Source organism: Marinobacter salexigens (assembly GCF_002806945.1).
GTDB classification, from domain to species: Bacteria; Pseudomonadota; Gammaproteobacteria; order Pseudomonadales; family Oleiphilaceae; genus Marinobacter; species Marinobacter salexigens.
Map to the genome: position 1 here is coordinate 56094 of NZ_NIHC01000003.1, position 18919 is coordinate 75012.

Below are 18919 nucleotides of genomic sequence, written 5' to 3' on the forward strand. Positions count from 1 at the left end.
TAACAAAAGTTTTCAATAAAGTTATCCACAAAAACTATCGCCTTTCAACAACCAGCATTGACAAGCAAGCCTTTGTTTTATTTACTATTACTAAAAACCATCCAAAGCTTGTGCGCAGCTTATTCAACCATTTATCCACAGATTAGCACACTGCTCGCCGCCTCAGGCGCCATACGGCGATGAGTACAAGCCCGTTGGCCAGCGACAGCAGCAGGAAGAAGCCGGGAATCCCCACGTCCATAATCCCGAGCACCACTATGCCGGTGAGCGCACTCACAACCATAAACAAAGCGTTTATCACGTTAAGTGCGGCAATGATTCGCGCACGTTTATGTTCGGGGGTTTCATGCTGGATAAACGCGTAAAGAGGCACAATGAACAAACCACCGCACACGCCTATGCCTACCAGATCGAGCAATACCCGGATATAAACCGGGTCGGTTAGCAGTGTCCACCAGGTGGATGACCCCGGGCTGGCAGGCACAGCAAAGAACACATCCACCCCGAACAGAGTCAGGCCCAAGGCGCCCCAAGGCACTGGAGCCAGTGAAATTCTGTGCCGTGTCAGACGCTCACAGAGCATTGATCCAATCGAAATTCCTACGATAAACATGGACAACAATAGTGTGACTACGGTTTCGTCACCTCGAAGATCACTTTGAGCGAAGTTGGGGAACTGCGTGAGGTAGGCCGCACCAAGAAACCAGAACCAGGAAATTGCCAGAATGGCCCAGAGCACGGGTTTGCGTTCAGCCGCGACACTCATCAGCCGCCAGGTTTCCATAACCGGGCGTATGCGCACCGCTTGTTCGTTACTGGCCACTCCGGTGTCGGGCACCTGCCGTGCTGCGACATACCCTAGAACCGCTATCACTAAAACACTCATAGCCATGAGCTTTGCAGCTCCCTCAAGCCCCATAAGCAAGCCGGCGGCTATGGTGCCCAGCAAGATGGCCACAAACGTGCCCATGCTTACGAGGCCATTGCCGCCTACCAACTCATCATCGTGAAGCACCTGAGGCAAAATGGCGTATTTCACCGGCCCAAAAAAAGTAGACTGGGTGCCCATCAGAAACAACAGCACCAACAACCCTTCGTACCAACCAAGCCAGAGCGCTATGGTCGCCAACGTCATGATGCCTATTTCCGCCAGTTTTACCTTGCGGATAATTGCTGCTTTCTCATAGCGATCCGCCATCTGGCCAGCAATGCCGGAGAACAGAAAAAACGGCAGAATAAACAGAAACGCTGCCAGGTTGATGACCGTGTTCACCGATAATCCCATCAAACCCGTGGTCTGATAGGCGATCAGCAACAAAAGCGCGTTTTTATAGAGGTTATCGTTAAAGGCTCCCGAGAACTGGGTAAGGTAAAACGGCAAAAATCGCCGCTGCCCCAGTAAACGGAACTGGCTGTGTGTGGCCATGACTACATCCGGGTTAAGAGGTCACTCCAGCCCGCTCTTTAATCGGACGAACTGGCTTGGGATAAAGATGCCTGACGCTCCAGCTCATGTTCAATTGCATTAGCTGATTTGGCAAAGCCGGCCAGCAAATTATAGAGCACAGGGATGATGAACAGCGTAAGCGTGGTCGCAAATATCAGCCCGCCAAGGATCACCATACCAATTGCCGCTCGGCTCTCTGCCCCGGCACCCGTAGCAATAACCAAAGGCACCGCACCGAAAACGGTGGATATAGTCGTCATGAGCACAGGGCGGAAGCGCAAAGAAGCGCCTGCCAGTATGGCCTCTTTTACCGCATAGCCTTCGTCTCGCAGTTGGTTGGCAAACTCCACAATCAATATGCCATTTTTCGACATCAGCCCCAGCAGCATGACGATTCCAATCTGGCTGTAGATATTCAGGCTGATACCGCTCCACCACAATGCCATTAACGCTCCCGTTACTGCCAATGGCACCGGGAGCATGATGATCAGTGGATGAATCCAGCTCTCAAACTGGGCCGCCAGCACCAGAAACACAATAATGAAGGCCAGACCAAAAGTGACATAGATAGCGGAGGAGGATTCCTGAAACTCCCGGCTCAGCCCCTGGTAACTCAACCGCGCCTCAGGCGGCAAAGTGTCCACCGCCAGTGTATTCAGATAGGTCAGCGCCGAGCCAAGATCGTAACCATCCGCCAGCGAACCACTGATGACCACCGCCGGCAGCCGATCGATGCGGCGAAGATCGGGGTTTGCCCCCTTCTCGGCAATCGACACCAATGCCTGCAGTGGAATCAGATCACCACCCTCTCTGGGGCGTAAAAATATCTGACCAAGATCCGAGGGTGTGGCGCGGCTGGCGTCATCAGCCTGCATGATGACATCGTACTCGCGACCACGCTCCAGATAGGTGGTCACCTTTCGTGATGCCAGCATGGTTTGCAGCGTAAGGCCCACATCCTGAACGGTGATATCCAGATCTGCTGCACGCTCACGATCAATGGCTACACTGAGTTCGGGCCGAGTCAGTTCAAAGTCCGTTTGCAGGTTCAGTAGATTGGGGTTGTCTTTCGCTCGCTCTACCAGCTCATCACTCCAGGCCTGCACGGAGTCATAATCCGGCCCGGCAACCACAAACTCCACTGGCTGGCTGAAACCACGCTGCCCCAGCCCTGGAGGATTGATCGCCACCATGCGAATGCCGGAAATATCAGCAAATTTGTCTCGTATCTCGCTGGTTACCTGCTGCTGTTTGATGTCCCGCTCATCCCAAGGGGCCAGCCCCATAATAATGAAGGCGCTGTCTTCTCGGTCACGAAAACCGACAATGGACAGCATGCGACTGGCAGAGCCATCCTCAAGATACGGCATGAGCTTTTCTTCCGCCTGTTTTACGTAGTGATCGGTGTACTGCACCGTAGCTCCACGAGGGGCGTTGGCGGGCATAATAATAGTGCCTCTGTCCTCAATAGGAGCCAGCTCTTGCGGCAGTTTCGGGTATATCACCACCGCCACAACCAGCCCAACCAGGCCAATACCCAGAACCAGGCCAGCTTGATTGAGTGAAAACCGCAGTAACCGTTCATAACCATGGGTGAGTCCGTTCAGCACTTTTTCGATGACGGCCCAAAATCCATGCCCTTCCTCACTTTCCGGGCTGCGTTTTAGCCACTTCGAACAAAGCATGGGTGCGAGGGTAAGTGCCACCAGACTGGACACCACAACCGCCGCCGCAAGAGTAAAACCAAACTCCGCAAACAGCCGGCCTATGTTGCCACCCATAAACGAGATGGGCACAAACACCGCCACCAGGGTAAGGGTGGTAGCAATAACCGCAAAGGCTACCTGCCTGGCACCTCGATAGGCGGCCAGCAATGGCGGCTCGCCCTTGTCAATTCGGCGCTGGATGTTTTCCAGCATCACAATGGCGTCGTCTACCACCAACCCGATGGCGAGAATAACCGCCAGCAAGGTCAGTACGTTGATGGAAAAGCCCAGAAAGCCCAAGCCGATGAAGGCGCCAATGACCGCTACAGGAATGGTTACTGCGGGAATCAACGTAGCGCGCCAGGAACGCAGGAACAGGAAGATCACCAGAATAACCAGAGAGACCGCAATCGCCAGGGTGATCATTACCTCGCGAATAGAGGCACGAATAAATATGGATTCGTCATAGCTTTCAGTGATGCTTATTTCCGGCGGCAGGGTTTCCCGGATTTTATCCAGCTCCCCCCGGACAGCATCGGATACTGCTACGGTATTAGCCTTGGACTGCCGGATAACGCCCATACCAATGGCCGTTTGGCCGTTGGCCCGCAAGCGCCCGATATCCGATTCCACACCCATCACTACATTGGCGACTTCCCCAAGACGCAGCAGCTGATTACCATCCCGGCGAACCACCAGCTCGCGGAATTCTTCAACGGTTGCCAAGCGGCCTTCTGCTCGCACGGTAAAGTTACGGGTGGAGGAATCTACCGAGCCTGCAGGTAGCTCTACGTTGTTGGCGCGCAAGGCTCGCTCCACTTCGGCCACGGTAATATCCCGCGCTGCCAGGCGTTCCCGATCGAGCCAAACGCGAATGGCGTAGCGGCGTTCACCTCCAATGCGCACATCGGCAACGCCATCCACAACCGCCAGCCTGTCTGCAAGAACCCGGTCGGCGTAGTCACTCATTTGTGCGGAATCCCAGATATCGCTGCGCAGGGTCACCCACATCATTGGGCGGGCATCGGAATCCGCTTTGCGCACCACCGGCGGATCGGCTTCATCCGGCAACTGGTTGTTAACGCGCGAAATTGCATCGCGAATATCGTTAGCCGCAATGTCCACATCCCGGCTCGCAGAAAACTCGATACTGGTATAAGACCTGCCCTGACGAGTCGATGACTGGATAGAGCGGATGCCTTCTATGCCACTGATAGCTCCTTCCACTATCTGGGTGATCTGGGTATCAACCACCTCAGCGGCCGCACCCGTGTAACTGGTGGACACAGACACCACGGGTGGATCTATGTCGGGATACTCGCGCACCGGCAGTCCGAATAAAGCGGCCAGCCCAAACACCACAATCAGCAGGCTTAATACCGTGGCGAACACCGGGCGTTTTATGGAAACATCTGAAAGAATCACGGATCAGGACTCCACAGACTGGATAAACCGGTTGCTTGGAATCGCATTTTCATCATCTAGCACTCGAATGCGATCACCGCTGCTAAGCCGATCCTGGCCAGTCACCACCACCAGGTCTTCCACTGTTAACCCTTGGGCAATCTCGACGCGACCTGGCATGCGTGATCCCAAAGTAACTGACACCCGCCGGGCAACACCGTCTTCTGCCACAAATACATACTGCTCAGAGCCACGAACCATAACCGCCTGCTCGGGAATCACCAGAGCCTGCCGTTCACGTAATGTAAGGCTCACAGACATAAACTGACCCGGGCGCAGCCGCCCGTCGGCATTATCGATAAGAGCACGAACCGGTAATGAGCGGCTTAATTCATCAATGCGGCTGCCCAATTCAACCAGCTCTCCACTGAACACCTGCTCAGGGTAGGCAGGAGAGCGGCCCTGAACCTTCTGGCCTGGGTGTATCTGGCCAAGAAAACGCTCCGGAATGGAGAAGTTCAGTTCCATAGAGGAGGTGGAATCCAATGTGGTGATCGTGGTTCCTGCGGTGATGTAGGCACCGATGCTGATATTGCTCAATCCTGCCGCACCGGAAAACGGCGCTTCAATGCGGTGATTTTCCAGCCTGACTTTGGCAGCGGTGCGCTGGGCTTCAGACACCTCTACCGCCGTTCTCAGTTCGTCTACGAGGGATTGGGATATGCTATTCCTGTCGCGCAGGCTTCTGGCTCGCTCATATTGGCGTCGTGCATCCGCCAGTTGCGCTTCGATAACACCCAAATCTGCCCTGGCCTGCCGGTCATCAAGTCGCAATAACAGATCACCCTGCTTTACCTGACGGCCGGATTTCAGGTTGATCTCCACCACGCGACCGCTGGTTTCTGTGGTGAGCTTAACGGCACTCAGGGCTTTCAGGCTGCCAACGGCCCTCACCTCATCCCGCACTCTATCGGTTACCGGCAATACCGTATTTACCGCGCTGGCGGGCCGCTCAGAGGTATCTTTTGCCTGAGACGATTCATCCATACCCCGATAAACAAACGCCGCACCAATTGCCAATACAACCAGCAGCAAAGCTATCAGCCATTGTTTCAACATAAATTTTTCCAGCAGACAGACCGGCCTTCGCCGGGTGTTATTTTTTCTGTATCACAAGCACCAGTTCACCGACATCACCCCCCATTTGCTCATGGTGGTCAGGTTAATCAATGTATCGGGTGTTACCGGACCTGTCCTTGACCACGCCGCGGGCACTTAGTTCACTATAAAAATGTCTTCAGGAGCGAGCCTGGGCCCGCGTTCTGCATAGTCCGTTAGTGCAGGGCCAGAGCAGCCCCCTAACATCAACAATACCGCTATAAACACGAGTATAGAGTGCTGGCCAGCTTTGGGTAACACAGAACACAGGTTTTGCAATTTTTTTACACTATTCAGCAAAACACTCCAAATGCCTTGTTATTCAGGCTCTCTGATCAGAATTCACGCGTTACTTCTTGATACCTGAATACGCCCGAGGAGACTTCTTCGATCAGCAGGTTGCGTGTGTCAAATTCATGGACTGTCTTTACTGACACCGCCATAGGCGCTTTTCGTCAATGGATTCCTCCGCACTATGCCGTAAAACTGCAGGCAACCTGGCGGTGAACAACCCCCCCCCGCCTGAAGATTTCCAGACCCGTACAGAGGATTGATTATGCCGGTATACAAGGCACCCCTGCGTGACATGAAGTTTCTGCTAAACGAAGTGTTTGATTACCCGAAACACTATGCATCGTTGGCGAGCGGAGAAAACGCAACTCCCGATATCGTGGACGCTATCCTCACCGAATGCGGTCGCTTTTGCGAAGAACAGCTAAGCCCCCTTTACCAGCCCGGTGATGAAGAAGGTTGTACGCTGAAAGATGGCGAGGTAACCACTCCCAAAGGCTATAAAGAAGCCTATAACCAGTATGTGATAGGTGGCTGGCAAGGGCTTTCTGCGCCGGAAGAATTTGGCGGCCAGGGCCTGCCTGCCTCCATGGGCCTTTTGAAGCAGGAAATGATGGGCACCGCGAACTGGTCGTTTTCCATGTACCCGGGCCTGTCCATGGGTGCCATGAACACCATCTTTTTGCATGGCACTGACGAGCAGAAGGATACCTATTTGATGCCCATGACCGAGGGCCGCTGGGCCGGCACCATGTGCCTCACCGAGCCCCAGTGTGGCACTGATCTGGGCCAGGTAAAAACCAAGGCCGAGCCACAGGCAGACGGCAGCTACAGGATTACCGGTACCAAGATTTTTATCTCCTCAGGTGACCACGACCTCACTGAAAACATTATTCACATTGTACTGGCCCGCCTGCCAGGTGCGCCCAAAGGCACCCGGGGCATCAGTCTGTTTATTGTGCCGAAGTTTGTGCCTGCGGCAGACGGCGGTGTCGGTGAGCGCAACGCAGTAGTGTGCGGCAGCCTGGAAAAGAAAATGGGCATCAAGGCCTCTGCCACCTGTGTGATGAACTTTGATGAGGCAATCGGCTACCTGATCGGCCCAGAAAACGAAGGCCTGGAGTGCATGTTCACCTTTATGAACACAGCGCGTATCGGCACCGCCATTCAAGGTGTTGGCCCGGCTGAACTGTCCTACCAGTGGGCACTGGATTACGCCAAAGAGCGCCGCTCCATGCGTGCACTTTCCGGTAAAAAAGACCCGGACTATGTCGCCGACAGCCTGATTCACCACGCCGATGTGCGCCGTATGCTGCTCACCCAGAAAGCCATTGCCGAAGGTGGCCGCGCCATGCTGTATGACGCCGCGCGCCTGGCAGACCATATGGTTGAAGGCCATTCCGCAGGGGATGAAAAGAAAGCCGCCAGGTACGATGACAAACTGGGCTTCTTGACCCCGATTCTGAAAGGATTCCTTACGGAACTGGGTAACGAGGCGGCTAACCTTGGCATGCAAGTGTTTGGTGGCCACGGCTACATTCGCGAACACGGCATGGAACAGATTGCCCGGGATACCCGGATCGCCACGCTGTATGAAGGCACCACCGGCATTCAGGCGCTGGATCTGCTGGGCCGCAAGGTATTGCTGACCACCAAGGGCGGAGCAGTACGGGATTTCACCGCCCGCATCGCCAACTTTGCCCGTAAGCACCTGACCGATAGCCGTGTACGGCCCTATGCTGTGGAACTGCTGAAACTCACCGCCCAGTGGAACCTGCTCACCATGCGGATCATGTTTGCTGCCCGTAAGGATCGCGATGTGGTCAGTTCGGCTTCCTACGATTTTCTGATGTACAGCGGTTACGTCACCATGGCGTATATGTGGGCACGCCAGGCGGTCGCAGCAGCGGATCGCCTGGATAAAGGGGGTAACGATTCAGAGGCTTTCTACAATGCCAAGCTGGCCACCGCCGAGTTCTATTTTGAACGGTTGCTACCCAGGGCCCAAACCCATGCCACAAGCATGCTTAGCCCAAGCCGAAACCTGATGCAGATCGATCCGGAGAACATGGCGTTTATCGGCTAAGCCCGGATAAAGAGCCACAATTGGCTATCCCCGGGGCACCACAGTAACCTGTAGTCTTCTTGAATCCGGGATTAAAGGAGACTGTGGTGACAACCGATCGTTTTCAAAAGGGCATGGACAAACTCAAGGAGCTGACGGTACCCGATGCCAACAGCCCCACCGGCCACATGGAAGTTGGTGAGAGCTTCAAGGATATAGCGCCGGACTTGACCCGGCTGGTGGTGGAGTTCGCATTTGGGGATATCTACGCACGCCCGGGCCTGGACAACAAACAGAAGGTGCTGACCACCATCTCGGCGTTGGTGGCCCAAGGCACGCCCCAGATTGGCATGCATGTGGTAACCGGTCTGAACGTGGGTTTAACCCCTGATGAAATCGCCGGCTGCCTTGTGCACCTGATCCCCTACGTGGGTTTTCCAAGAGTACTCACCGCTATGAAGGTGGCTCAGGAAGTCTTTGCGGAGCAGGGAGTGGCAATTACAACCAGGCCAGAATCAGATTAATTGCAGTCATCAAAGAGCCATTCAGGCTGTTTACTGCAAGCTTTTGAAAGACTGGAAGACGGGGGAGACAGCTCCCCCAGCAACGGACAGCAATTGCGTATCAGGTTTAAAGACCGTACTTGGTCTCTATAGCCTCGTACATGCCATTACTCCTGATCTCCTTGAGGCCTTCCTGCAGTTTTTGCATGATCTCTTCAGAAGTATCCAGGTTCATAGCCAGATACAATTCAGTGTCATTAAATGAAAAGATCGGCTCAAGGCCTTCCACATCTTGCTGAGAAGCGAAGTATGGCCCTGCCAGCCGGTCAGCAATCCACAAGTCTACCTGGCCGAGTTCAAGGCGTTTGGGGTTGATGTCATCGCTCTCCATAGCAGACACCTTGTAACCGCGATCCAGCAAATACGTGGTCATGACATCATTGCGATATCCCGCATAAACCATGCCTTTGGTATCTTCCAGTTTATCAATTTTCAGATCAGTTCCACTGGCCGCGAAGATTGTCCAAAGGTTTTTGGTCAGCGGACCTACCCATTTAAACAGGTGTTCCCGCTCCTCAGTGAACGTTGTACAGAAAACTCCATGATTCGACTTATTCAGGGCTCGGTTGTAGCCATAATCCCAATTACGTAATTTGATAACGTAATCCAAGTCGGTATTTTGCAGTATGGCTTTCACCATTTCAGTGCAAATACCATCGATACTATTTGCATTGTGCTCAAAAGCGCGCCCGGAGGAACTCATGTTATAGGGCGGGAAGTTCTCCGTATAGAGATACAACTTATCCGATGCATAACCCAGCCCCGACGCCATGCTCCCTAAAAATGCCACTACTAGTGCTAAGTGACGAACACCCTTACGCTCAGATACTCTCATTTTATCTCCCATAATCTTGACCCATCCACCACCTTGCAAAGGGCTCAAACGAGCACTGGAAACCCGAGTCTGGGTAGCGTACCGCAATGATTATTACTATTTTAGAAGTAAAATGTGTGTTTTCGTAAACCCCATGGCAGTTAAAGGTAACCACAGACACCAGTCTTCTTTAGGAAAAGACTTCAGCGATCGGCGTTTCCGTTTATAAGTGCGCTTTTATATAAAGCAGAAATCGGCAGGAAGTCGTGTGCAAAAAAGGTCCCTGTGGCTCTGCCGCCCCGGATTATAAAGAACGGGGCAACAGAGCCAAGGTTTTTCAGATTACTGCGGCAGCACCATGGATTCTGGTTTCGGTGTATCGTCTGTGCTTGGCGGTAACAGTGGGTACCGGACTTCCGGAATTTTGCCAGTCAGGGTTTTCAGGAAGGCTGTGATGGACTTTACTTCGTCATCATTCAGTTCCGTTCCCAACTGGGCCGTACCCATAACAGCAACGGCCTCTTCCAGGCTCCAGACTGCACCGGAATGGAAATAGGGCGCGGTCAGCTCTATGTTCCGCAAAGGCGATGCGCGGAATACATATTCATCCGAGGCTGTCTCAGTCACCGCAAAACGGCCTTTATCGCCCTCAGGTAATATCTCGGCCCCGGGTTTGGTCACTAATCCGAACGGGTAGTATTCCTGGCCGCCCAGGTTAATGCCGGCATGGCAGGCCACACAGCCTTTATCCATAAACAGCGCCAAACCTTCCTGTTCCTGCTCGTTCAAGGCTGTTTTGTCACCCCGCAGGAACTTGTCAAAATCGGCATCTGGTGTGATCAGCGTTGCTTCATAGGCCTCGATCGCAATCGCCATGTTGTTGAAGGTTACCGGATTATCTTCACCGGGAAAGGCTTGAGTAAACTTTTCCACATACGCTGGCATGCTGGACAATGTCGCCTCAACGCGCGCCGGTGTACTGCTCATCTCAACACCAGCCTGAACCGGCCCCTTGGCCTGCTCCGCCAGGTCCGCTGCCCGGCCATCCCAGAACTGGGCTGCGTTAAAGACAGCATTAAAGACCGTAGGCGAGTTACGCGGCCCTTTTTGCCAACCGTGGCCAATAGAAACGGGAAGGTAATCGTGCCCACCCATGCCTACGTTGTGGCAAGTATTGCAACTGATCAGGTGACTTGCGGACAGGCGTGGTTCGAAAAACAGCATTTTACCAAGCTCGACTTTCGCTTCCGTCAGCTCGTTGCCGTCAATCACCGGTGGGTACTGGGGTATCGCCGAAAACATGTCCCGCGCACGTTCCTGCAAGTCTGCCGCCATGGCTGCTCCTGCGGTAAGGCCGAGGCTGACGGCGATAGCAAGCTTCAGTGTTTGCCGTTTCATTTTGTGCTCTCTCATCAACAGGATTTACTGCTATCAAGCTAGCACAAGGTTAATTTTTGTAAATAAAAGGAAAGCTACCGGCATAATTACCGGTAGCAAAATTGACGACCATCAAATTCTGAAATCAACAGGGGCAAGGGCTCAGAATGAGACCATAGCGGACAGCCACAAACGCCTACCCTCTTCGACGGTTCCACCCGCTGCCATGCCCCGGTTGATATAAACGTATTCAGATGCCCAGTCTGTTACCTGATTACCGTTTCCGTCGAGGTAGCTGTAACTACCGCCGGACAGAAAGTCTTTATCAAACAGGTTATAGATTGTGGCGGTAAGCTTCACGTTCTCGCTGGCCTGGTAGGCACCGCCGAAGTGAAATAGCGCATACTCGCTCAGATCGCCGAGTTGTTGGTCAACCGCCCGCTCTTCGGCAGTGAAGTTTTCCGATCTCTTCAGGTAACGGGTACGCTCGCCCCGGTATTCCCCAGACAACCACAGGTCCAGCTGAGGTGCCACCTGCCAGTTCAGGCGGGCATGCAGCACATGCTTCGGTGTGTTGGTCAGGGGTGCACCTTTGTTCACACCACTTTTTTGTTCCGTATCTGTGTAAGTATAGCTGTTGCGGAGGCTCCAGTTCGGCGCAAATTGCCAATTGGAGGCCAGTTCAACACCACGGGTCTCGGCCTTGCCAATATTATCCAGCTGATCGTAAACACCGTCTGGAATTAACGGATCGCCACTGATGGTGACCGGGTTGCCTGTGTCAATCTTGTCACTGAAACGAGTATAGAAAACGGTCGCATTGGCTTTAAAGCCGTCCAGGTTGTCAAAGTAGGCACCCACTTCATAGTTGGTGCTTTCTTCGGGTTCCAGATCCGGGGTTCCGATGGTTAAGGTTTCGCCCTGACGAGTCACGCCGTTAATGCCATTATACAAATCGTTGATATCCGGCGTTTTGTAGCCTTGGCTGGCACCGCCTTTCAGAGTCCAGTTAGCATTGGTATTCCAGACGAGATAGGCACGCGGAGTGAAGTGCCCCGAGAACGCATTGTGATCTTCGTAACGACCGCCAAGCGTCAATGTGAGGTTGTCCTGCAAGTACCATTCATCCTCGGCAAAAACAGCCCAGGAGTCTTGTTTGAACGTGGTATCAGACAAGCCATCCGTAAGGCGTGTATCCCGGTACTGGCCACCCACAGTGATGATGTGGCTGTCCAGTACGGCCGCAACCAGCTTGCTATCGAATACAGTATCTTTGGATTCCAACTCTCGGTCGGCACCACCAACCAGGTTCTGGAAGGGCGCATCATAAGGCGTGCCTATGGTTCCTGGCAGGGTACGCCCTTCGGTTTCCGTGACGTTATAAGTCAGGTCATTGCTCCAGGTACCAAAGCCCAACTCGCTGGACTGCCCTATTGCCACCTGATCCCGATTGAACCTCAGTTCATCGGAATAACCATTAGCGGCACCTGGGTCATCTGTACAACCAGCCCGGTTTTTCCCATCCAGAGTACCCAACTGGCAGGAATCGTTGTTATAAACCTGCCGGCCCTGCTCAGCGTCCAGATAAAATTCGTGTCCCTGTGCCGGCACCAGGGTCAATCGTGCACCAAGGTTATGATTGCGGCCATCCACCGGCGCCACGCCACGTTTCGGCGCTTCGGAACCGTCGGCAAAATCAAGATCGGATGCTTCCCTGTCAAACACGCTTCCGCGCACAGCCAGTCCAAGCAGGCTTTCGACTAATGGGCCGCTGGTGTAAAAACTGGCCTTGCCATTCCCGCCAAAATCACGATTTTCCTGAAAAGTACGCTCCAGGGTTACTGAGCCAACCCACTCGTCAGATACTTTTTTTGTAATGATGTTAACCACACCACCGATGGCGTCAGAGCCATAAAGCGTGGACATGGGCCCGCGGATCACTTCTATACGGTCAATGGCGGATAGCGGTGGGATAAAACTGGTCGACGTATCACCAAAACCATTAGGGGTAACATTGCCCGGCGGGTTCTGGCGCCTCCCATCAATCAGAATCAACGTGTATTCACTGGGTAAGCCACGGATACTGATGTTCAGACCGCCAGTCTTGCCGGTGCTTTGGCGAACGTCCAGACCTTCGACTGTACCCAGTGCTTCGCCCAGATTGGAAAACTGATTTTTCTGTAAATCTTGCTGGCTAAGTACGCTGATGCTGGCGGGCGCATCCGTCACTTTCTGTTCAAAACCAGAGGCAGTGACCACCAGTTCATCCAGCTCGGTGGGTTGCGCCTGTGCAGCCGCGTTGAAAACAAGCGCGCTGCAAGCCGCGCCCGTGGCTATCCGGTAAAACAACATATCATCCTTCCTTTTGAGCTATCTCAGAAAGGTTCGAATGATATTACTTCTTGTTTGTGAATGGTAATGATTCTTATTTAAAATTACACTCAATTGCGTCTTTTTCCATGGCGCCGCAAAACCGTTCCCCGATCGCCCACCGCATACACCACACCACTGCGGGTAGCACACACCACTCTCAAACCGGCATCACTGCCACTGGGTTCCGTTAGCCATTGGTCCCCGTCGAGGCGCAGAACACAGCCTCGGGTACCCACGGCAAAGGCACCTGCGGCCTCGGAGCCGGATATCGACAGAATATCTTCCCGCAGGCGGGTAGCCATTTGCTGCCAACGCTGGCCATTAAAGTGGGCCAAGGTGCCTGATAGCCCAACGGCGTAGATATTGCTCAAGCTGTCGCCCCAGATTCCATAAAGGAAGTTCTCGGTGCCCACATTGAACTCACTCCACTCTTTGCCGTTGTATCTCAGCACCAGTCCAAAATCGCCGGGGGCCAGCATATGTTCGTCATCCATGGCCCAGAGGCAGTATAGCGCTGACTGGGTGCCACTGGGCATGCGCTGCCAGCGCAAACCGTCAAAATGCAAAATCAGGCCTTCGTCCCCTACGGCATACAGGGATTCGGGGCTGCTGCCCCACATGTCCATGATGGTGAGATCAAGATTCAAGTCGTAATGCAGAGCCCATTGCTGGCCATCAAAGCGGAATATGCGGCCTTCCTGGCCAGCGGCAAAGAGCCCGGCACCGGTATCCCACAGGCAGTGCACCGTAAGGTCACTGGGTGGTGGCAGAAGCTCCCAGTTGTCACCCTGCAAGCGCATTACCGTGCCAGCCTCACCGCATGCGTAGCAGGTGCCATCCAAACCTTCGGTGAAGCCCCAAAGCTGGTTTTTGGTCGGTACATCCATGGCTTCCCAGGGGCTGGCGGCTGCAGCTGCAGGTGGCGGTGCCAGTGCCTGGGTGAAATCTTCTGCAGCGGTCATGATGGTTCCAAAATCGCCGACCGCCAGTGCTTCACCGGTAGACAACACGATAATATCCATCAAGTCGTGATGGCTATTGCTCTCCAGCTTGTCGAGGCGTAAGTCCTTGAGGTAGTACAAGTGGCCTTGGTCACCCACAATCAGCACGCCGCCTTTATAGGCTTTAAGCGATCTCAGGCGCGGCATGGGTTCGTCAAATGTCAGGGCCTGGAACCGGTTGTTCTGGTAGCGCACCAGTTCGCCGCGGAAACCACCTTGATCGACGAAATAACGACCGCCACCCAACAGTACGCTGCCATCATCCATTACCAATAAAGCATGAAACCCGGAACCCAATGGACAATCCAGTTTTTTCCACAGGCCGTCGCTGTCCCGGCGCAGCACAGTGCCTTCTGCACCGGCTGCGTATACGGTGTTGTCTGGTGCGCAGGCAACCGCTCTCAAATTCACCTGGGTAGGGCTTTGCTCCCGCTGCCACTTGGCCCCGTCAAAGTGCAGAACCATGCCGTCATCGCCTACCGCCCAGGCTTGCCCCTGTTCGTTACCATCAATGGCAAACAAGGGTGTGTTTTCCTCGCAGGCGGCAAAACGCCCGTTTGTTTCATCAATCACACCGCCCCGCAATAACTGCCATTGATCGCCATCGTAGTGCAGCAGAGCGCCCATCCAGCCAACGGCAAAGAGGTTGTTTGCAGATGCGCCCCAAATGCCATGTAAGGGCAGCCGTGTGGGCAGCGTCATCTGCTGCCATTGCGCTTCCCCTGCCTCGGCTTTGCCGGTATAGCGCAACACCATGCCTTCGTCACCCACAACAAACAGTTCGCCATTGCCTGTCCAGCCAGACCAAAGCACGTCGCCATCACCGGCACCCACTTCCGGCACCCGGCGCCAGGGTGCGCGACCGGGGGCTGTGGAGTTGTCCGTTCCTAGCATCTGGCGGAAAAATCGACGGCGTTCAGGCGCGCGAGTGTCTGTCATGGCAATACTCTCAAATTAAGGGTGTCTGCCCGGCGATGGGGCTGTCGCAACACTAACCTGGTATTCAACTCTGCGGTGAAGAATCGTTAGAGTTGCCCAGCAAGGATTCAAGCTGTTGGCGCAGTGCATTCCTCTGTTCCTCAGGCACAGATTCCAGCGCCTGTTCCAGCTCGTCACTTTCCAGACCAGCCTGTGCAAGTCCATGCAGGGAGTGTTTGGCTGCGTCCGCAAAACGAGCCTGAGCGTGAGCCACACAGGCAGTGACAACTGGAGCAAACGCCTGTGCTTCAGGGCCTTCTGGTTCCGAGACGACGATTGGGACGCCAGTATCAGAGCCGCTGGACAACGCCAGCGACAGGGGGATTTGCGCCAGGGAAGTCACATCCGCAGACGCCAAAGCTTCAGCCAGATGGCTTCGGGGGAAAACGTGAAAGTGGCCGCTACAGTGGGGGCAGCTGACACCCGCCATATTTTCCACTACACCAAGCATCGGAAGCCCCCGCTCCTGGCAAAACCGCACCGCCTTGAGGCTATCCATCAGCGCCACTTCCTGGGGCGTAGTGGCCAGCAACGCTGCAACATCATGACCTTCCAGCATATCCGAAAGGGTAATCAGTTCGTTGCCCGTTCCCGGTGGCATGTCGATCACCAGAAAATCCAGCGGGCCCCAATCGAATGATCCGATCAGGTGGTGCATGAAGTCGTGCTTGTAGGCATCCCGCCAGACAATGGGCGTGTCGTCGGTTTCCATCATGAAGGCCAGGGAGCCAACCTTCACCGGGTGTGCCAGTCCGGCATGCTCAAAGTCTTTTGGTGGCAAGCCTTTTTTGCTCAAGCGCACCCGCTCGCCCACAAATCCGAAAAAACGGCTCTGATTCGGGCCGTGAATGTCGGCATCCGCCACCCCTACCCGGTAGCCCTGAGCCGCCAGTCCGGCCGCTACGTTGGCCGACACCGTACTTTTGCCCACGCCGCCCTTGTTGGCCATCACCATGATGATCTGGCCAATCTGGGCCAGCCGGGACTCAATCAGCCGTTTTTCATGCTGGCCTTTATCCAGCCGGCACTGTTCTTCCTCAGGGCAAAACTGGCAGGCATGGCCGCGAGCGCAATCCTCCGGCACCAGAGCCAGAGGATCACGACCGGGAAAATGGGAAACCGACATCAAGGGCTCCTTAGTTCGGGGCGTTGCCGTCCAGACGGGTGTCCAGAAGTATCCAGGTATGAGTTACGCGCTTGTTGCCATCGCGTTCATTGTCACTACCTTGCCATATAGCGAATCCCATGGGCACAGTTTCACGATCAAAATTCACTTCGTGCTCACCATCAGACTCAAAGGGTCGTGACATCACCACCTGCCACTCCCTTTTCTCGGGAACGTCACTGGTAAAGTAGGCACTGCCACCATGAACACTCTGTTGCGGCAGGCTGGTGGTGCTGCCATAACCCCCTGCTACAAGATTCTCCACCTGGGGTTCACCGGCGCGCCAATACCAGATATTCACCGGGTTCTCATGGCCAGACCCCATCATGTAGGAGGTATCTGCATCGTTCAGTGCGAACTGTACCGCCACGCCATCACCGAATTTATCCACAGTAGTCGCACGGTCTTCAGTGGGATCTTTCCAGTGCATGCGTATGTAAAGCCGCTCATCGGAACGGGCTACCTGAAAATAAATATGCTTGCCCCGGGTTGAGCCTTCTTCAAACCGCAAACCAACAGACTGATGCACCGGGGGCGCTGGCAGCAAATTGGTTCGATATTTTGGCAAACGATCCCAGATCAGATCATCCGGATCGTTTTGGGTGCGCAAATAAATGCCATCAGGAATGCGCGATACTTTCACTGTATCCCAGGCTTTCACTTCGCTCACGTTAGGGTTTCTGTCGCTGTGATCGGCCAGTGCGTTGGTGCTTGCCGCCATACAAGCCGCCAAGGTGACCAAACCCGTAAACCGGCTAATACGGTTTACCAAAGGGCCATTTGCAATATGTTTCAATGTCATGGCGTGGTTCCTCATGCTATTCGGTTGGGTTCAGTCCCACATGGGTTGGCTGCTGGCTTCGGTGCCGGTCTTTCTTGCCCCCTCTTCGGGGCATGGCCCTACCTGATGTTCCAGAGCCCGCTGTTGGGCAAGCGTCCAATCCGGGAGTACCTTCACCAAATGTGCCAGATTGGCATCCAGACCGTGCTGATCTTCCTGAGCGTATTTGGCGCGAATGGCTTGTAATAGCGGCCTGAGATAGCGAACCAGGAAATCCCTTTGAGCCCGCCGGTAAGGCGATGCATCCCGCTGGTTTTCCAGGGCCTGAGCCTCTAGGTGGCAAAGCAGTGCACAGAACTCCAGCATCGCTAAAAGGTGATCAGGCTGGTCTTTATGACCTTCATCATCCACGGCGGCGGTCAGCCCGAAGTGTGTATAGAACGCTTGAACATTCAACAGATAGGCACCAGGGGTTAGCCCCCCAACCAGGCTGTTGTAGGCACTGGCCACCAATGGCACCCTCGGTTTGCCTCGCTTGCCATGAACAAACGTAGCCATGTAGCCCACTTGCAAAGCCTCTGCATCAGGGCTTGCATCAAACTGTGGCCAGGGCTCACCCCCCAGTGTTTGCCAAGCTTCGCTGAGCGCCCCTTGCAGGCGCCCATCGGCGAGGACTTCCCAGGTTTCTTCCATGGGGTAACCCAATGCCACAGCCGCAAGGCGATAAACTGCTCCACGAGCCTCGGCAGTTTCAAACTCATGCTGCCGGGTCGTTGGCGCTGCTAATTGCGTCATTACCTTTCTCCCGGCCTCAGCTCAGTTTGAACATTTCAGCGTGTTTGTAGCCGATCAGAATATCCATAAGTTCGCTGCCTTCGCCATCGGCCTTCGCCTGACGGGCTTCCTGAAGCGTATCCAGAACCTCGCCGGTACGGGGGCCAAACAGGCTTTCAAGATAGGAAAGCGGTATCCGGGATTCATCCAGCTGCTCGCCGTTTTCGCCAAACTTGGGTGGCGACAGGGGCGGCACATAGAATACGTTGGGTTCAGTGCCCCACTCTGCGTGCAATGGCAAGGCCACTTTGTATTTCTCCACCAGCTTGTGAATCGGGCCATCTTCATCGTCGCGATAGCCTATCCAGCGAATTCGACCCACACACTGCTGGGCGCAGGCGGTGGGCAAGCCCTTTTCAATCCGTGGGTAGCAGAAAATGCACTTCTCGGATTTGGAAATCTCCTCGTTGAAGTAGATCTTCTTGTACGGACAGGCGTTTACGCAGTAGCGATAGCCCCGGCAGCGTTCCTGATCCACCAGTACAATGCCGTCTTCCTGGCGCTTGTAGATGGCGTTGCGGGTACAAGCCGCCAGGCACGCCGGGTTGGCGCAGTGGTTACACAGGCGCGGCAGGTAGAAGTAGTAACTGTTGGGGTAGTCACCCTCACCCTCATCTTCGTCCCAGTTAGCACCCCAGGTGGGCTTCACATTGGGTCGCAACCAGGGGTCGGTGCCTGTCATCAGGGCGTCTTCGTAGTTGTATTCCCAGGGAATACCGTAATCTTCCTGGCTGGGCTGGCGCCCAAGACGCAAGGCACCGTCGGCATCAAAACCACCGCCCATGTTTTCGTAATCCCTTGGGTAACCTTTACCCGGCTGGGACTCCACGTTGTTCCAGTACATGAACTCACGGCCGTTGCGGTTGGTCCACATGAGTTTGCAGGCTGCGGAACAGGTGTGGCAGCCAATGCACTTGTTCAGATCCAGGACCATGCTGAGTTGGCGTTTAACAGTCATGATT

13 protein-coding genes are annotated in these 18919 nt (G+C 54.5%); 2 read left to right on the forward strand and 11 right to left on the reverse strand.

The features are described from left to right. Positions 1–142: 142 nt before the first annotated feature. Genes CDH47_RS05295 through CDH47_RS05305 form a run of 3 tightly spaced genes read right to left on the reverse strand, consistent with a single transcriptional unit; the run spans position 143 to position 5676 of the window. On the reverse strand, positions 143–1426 hold the full coding sequence (locus CDH47_RS05295; RefSeq protein ID WP_100638829.1) for an MFS transporter: 1284 nt from the start codon (positions 1424–1426) through the stop codon (positions 143–145). Between the two features lie 38 nt (positions 1427–1464). Further along, on the reverse strand, positions 1465–4578 hold the full coding sequence (locus tag CDH47_RS05300; protein ID WP_100638830.1) for an efflux RND transporter permease subunit: 3114 nt from the start codon (positions 4576–4578) through the stop codon (positions 1465–1467). A gap of 3 nt (positions 4579–4581) precedes the next feature. After that, positions 4582–5676 (reverse strand): efflux RND transporter periplasmic adaptor subunit, encoded by a 1095-nt coding sequence (locus tag CDH47_RS05305; protein WP_100638831.1) that lies wholly within the window; start codon positions 5674–5676, stop codon positions 4582–4584. Positions 5677–6271: 595 nt separating this feature from the next. Here CDH47_RS05305 and CDH47_RS05315 point away from each other — a divergent pair. After that, positions 6272–8092 carry an acyl-CoA dehydrogenase C-terminal domain-containing protein gene (locus CDH47_RS05315; RefSeq protein ID WP_100638832.1) on the forward strand — a complete coding sequence of 607 codons (1821 nt, stop codon included), beginning with the start codon at positions 6272–6274 and terminating at the stop codon, positions 8090–8092. An 86-nt stretch (positions 8093–8178) separates the two neighbouring features. After that, positions 8179–8595, forward strand: coding sequence for a carboxymuconolactone decarboxylase family protein (locus CDH47_RS05320; protein WP_100638833.1), 417 nt, complete (start codon positions 8179–8181; stop codon positions 8593–8595). Between the two features lie 106 nt (positions 8596–8701). Here the strand turns inward: CDH47_RS05320 and CDH47_RS05325 are convergent, their stop codons facing one another. The 8 genes from CDH47_RS05325 to clrB all read right to left on the reverse strand — a co-directional run bounded on the left by CDH47_RS05325 (position 8702) and on the right by clrB (position 18915). Then, positions 8702–9469 carry a substrate-binding periplasmic protein gene (locus CDH47_RS05325; RefSeq protein ID WP_239985586.1) on the reverse strand — a complete coding sequence of 256 codons (768 nt, stop codon included), beginning with the start codon at positions 9467–9469 and terminating at the stop codon, positions 8702–8704. A 321-nt stretch (positions 9470–9790) separates the two neighbouring features. After that, the gene (locus CDH47_RS05330; protein WP_420843667.1) at positions 9791–10750 is read right to left on the reverse strand and encodes a cytochrome-c peroxidase; all 960 of its coding nucleotides are present in this window, start codon (positions 10748–10750) and stop codon (positions 9791–9793) included. Positions 10751–10987: 237 nt separating this feature from the next. Continuing rightward, the gene (locus CDH47_RS05335) at positions 10988–13177 is read right to left on the reverse strand and encodes a TonB-dependent receptor domain-containing protein (protein ID WP_100638836.1); all 2190 of its coding nucleotides are present in this window, start codon (positions 13175–13177) and stop codon (positions 10988–10990) included. An 89-nt stretch (positions 13178–13266) separates the two neighbouring features. Continuing rightward, a complete protein-coding gene (locus tag CDH47_RS05340) occupies positions 13267–15138 on the reverse strand; it encodes a WD40/YVTN/BNR-like repeat-containing protein (protein ID WP_100638837.1) in 1872 nt (623 codons plus the stop codon). Between the two features lie 64 nt (positions 15139–15202). Next, complete coding sequence (locus tag CDH47_RS05345; protein ID WP_100638838.1) at positions 15203–16303, reverse strand: P-loop NTPase; 1101 nt, start codon at positions 16301–16303, stop codon at positions 15203–15205. 10 nt (positions 16304–16313) lie between these two features. Beyond that, positions 16314–17144 carry an ethylbenzene dehydrogenase-related protein gene (locus tag CDH47_RS05350; protein WP_205077524.1) on the reverse strand — a complete coding sequence of 277 codons (831 nt, stop codon included), beginning with the start codon at positions 17142–17144 and terminating at the stop codon, positions 16314–16316. 30 nt (positions 17145–17174) lie between these two features. Beyond that, positions 17175–17918, reverse strand: coding sequence for a molecular chaperone TorD family protein (locus CDH47_RS05355; protein ID WP_100638840.1), 744 nt, complete (start codon positions 17916–17918; stop codon positions 17175–17177). A gap of 16 nt (positions 17919–17934) precedes the next feature. Further along, positions 17935–18915 (reverse strand): chlorate reductase subunit beta, encoded by a 981-nt coding sequence (clrB, locus tag CDH47_RS05360; RefSeq protein ID WP_100638841.1) that lies wholly within the window; start codon positions 18913–18915, stop codon positions 17935–17937. Positions 18916–18919: the final 4 nt, after the last annotated feature.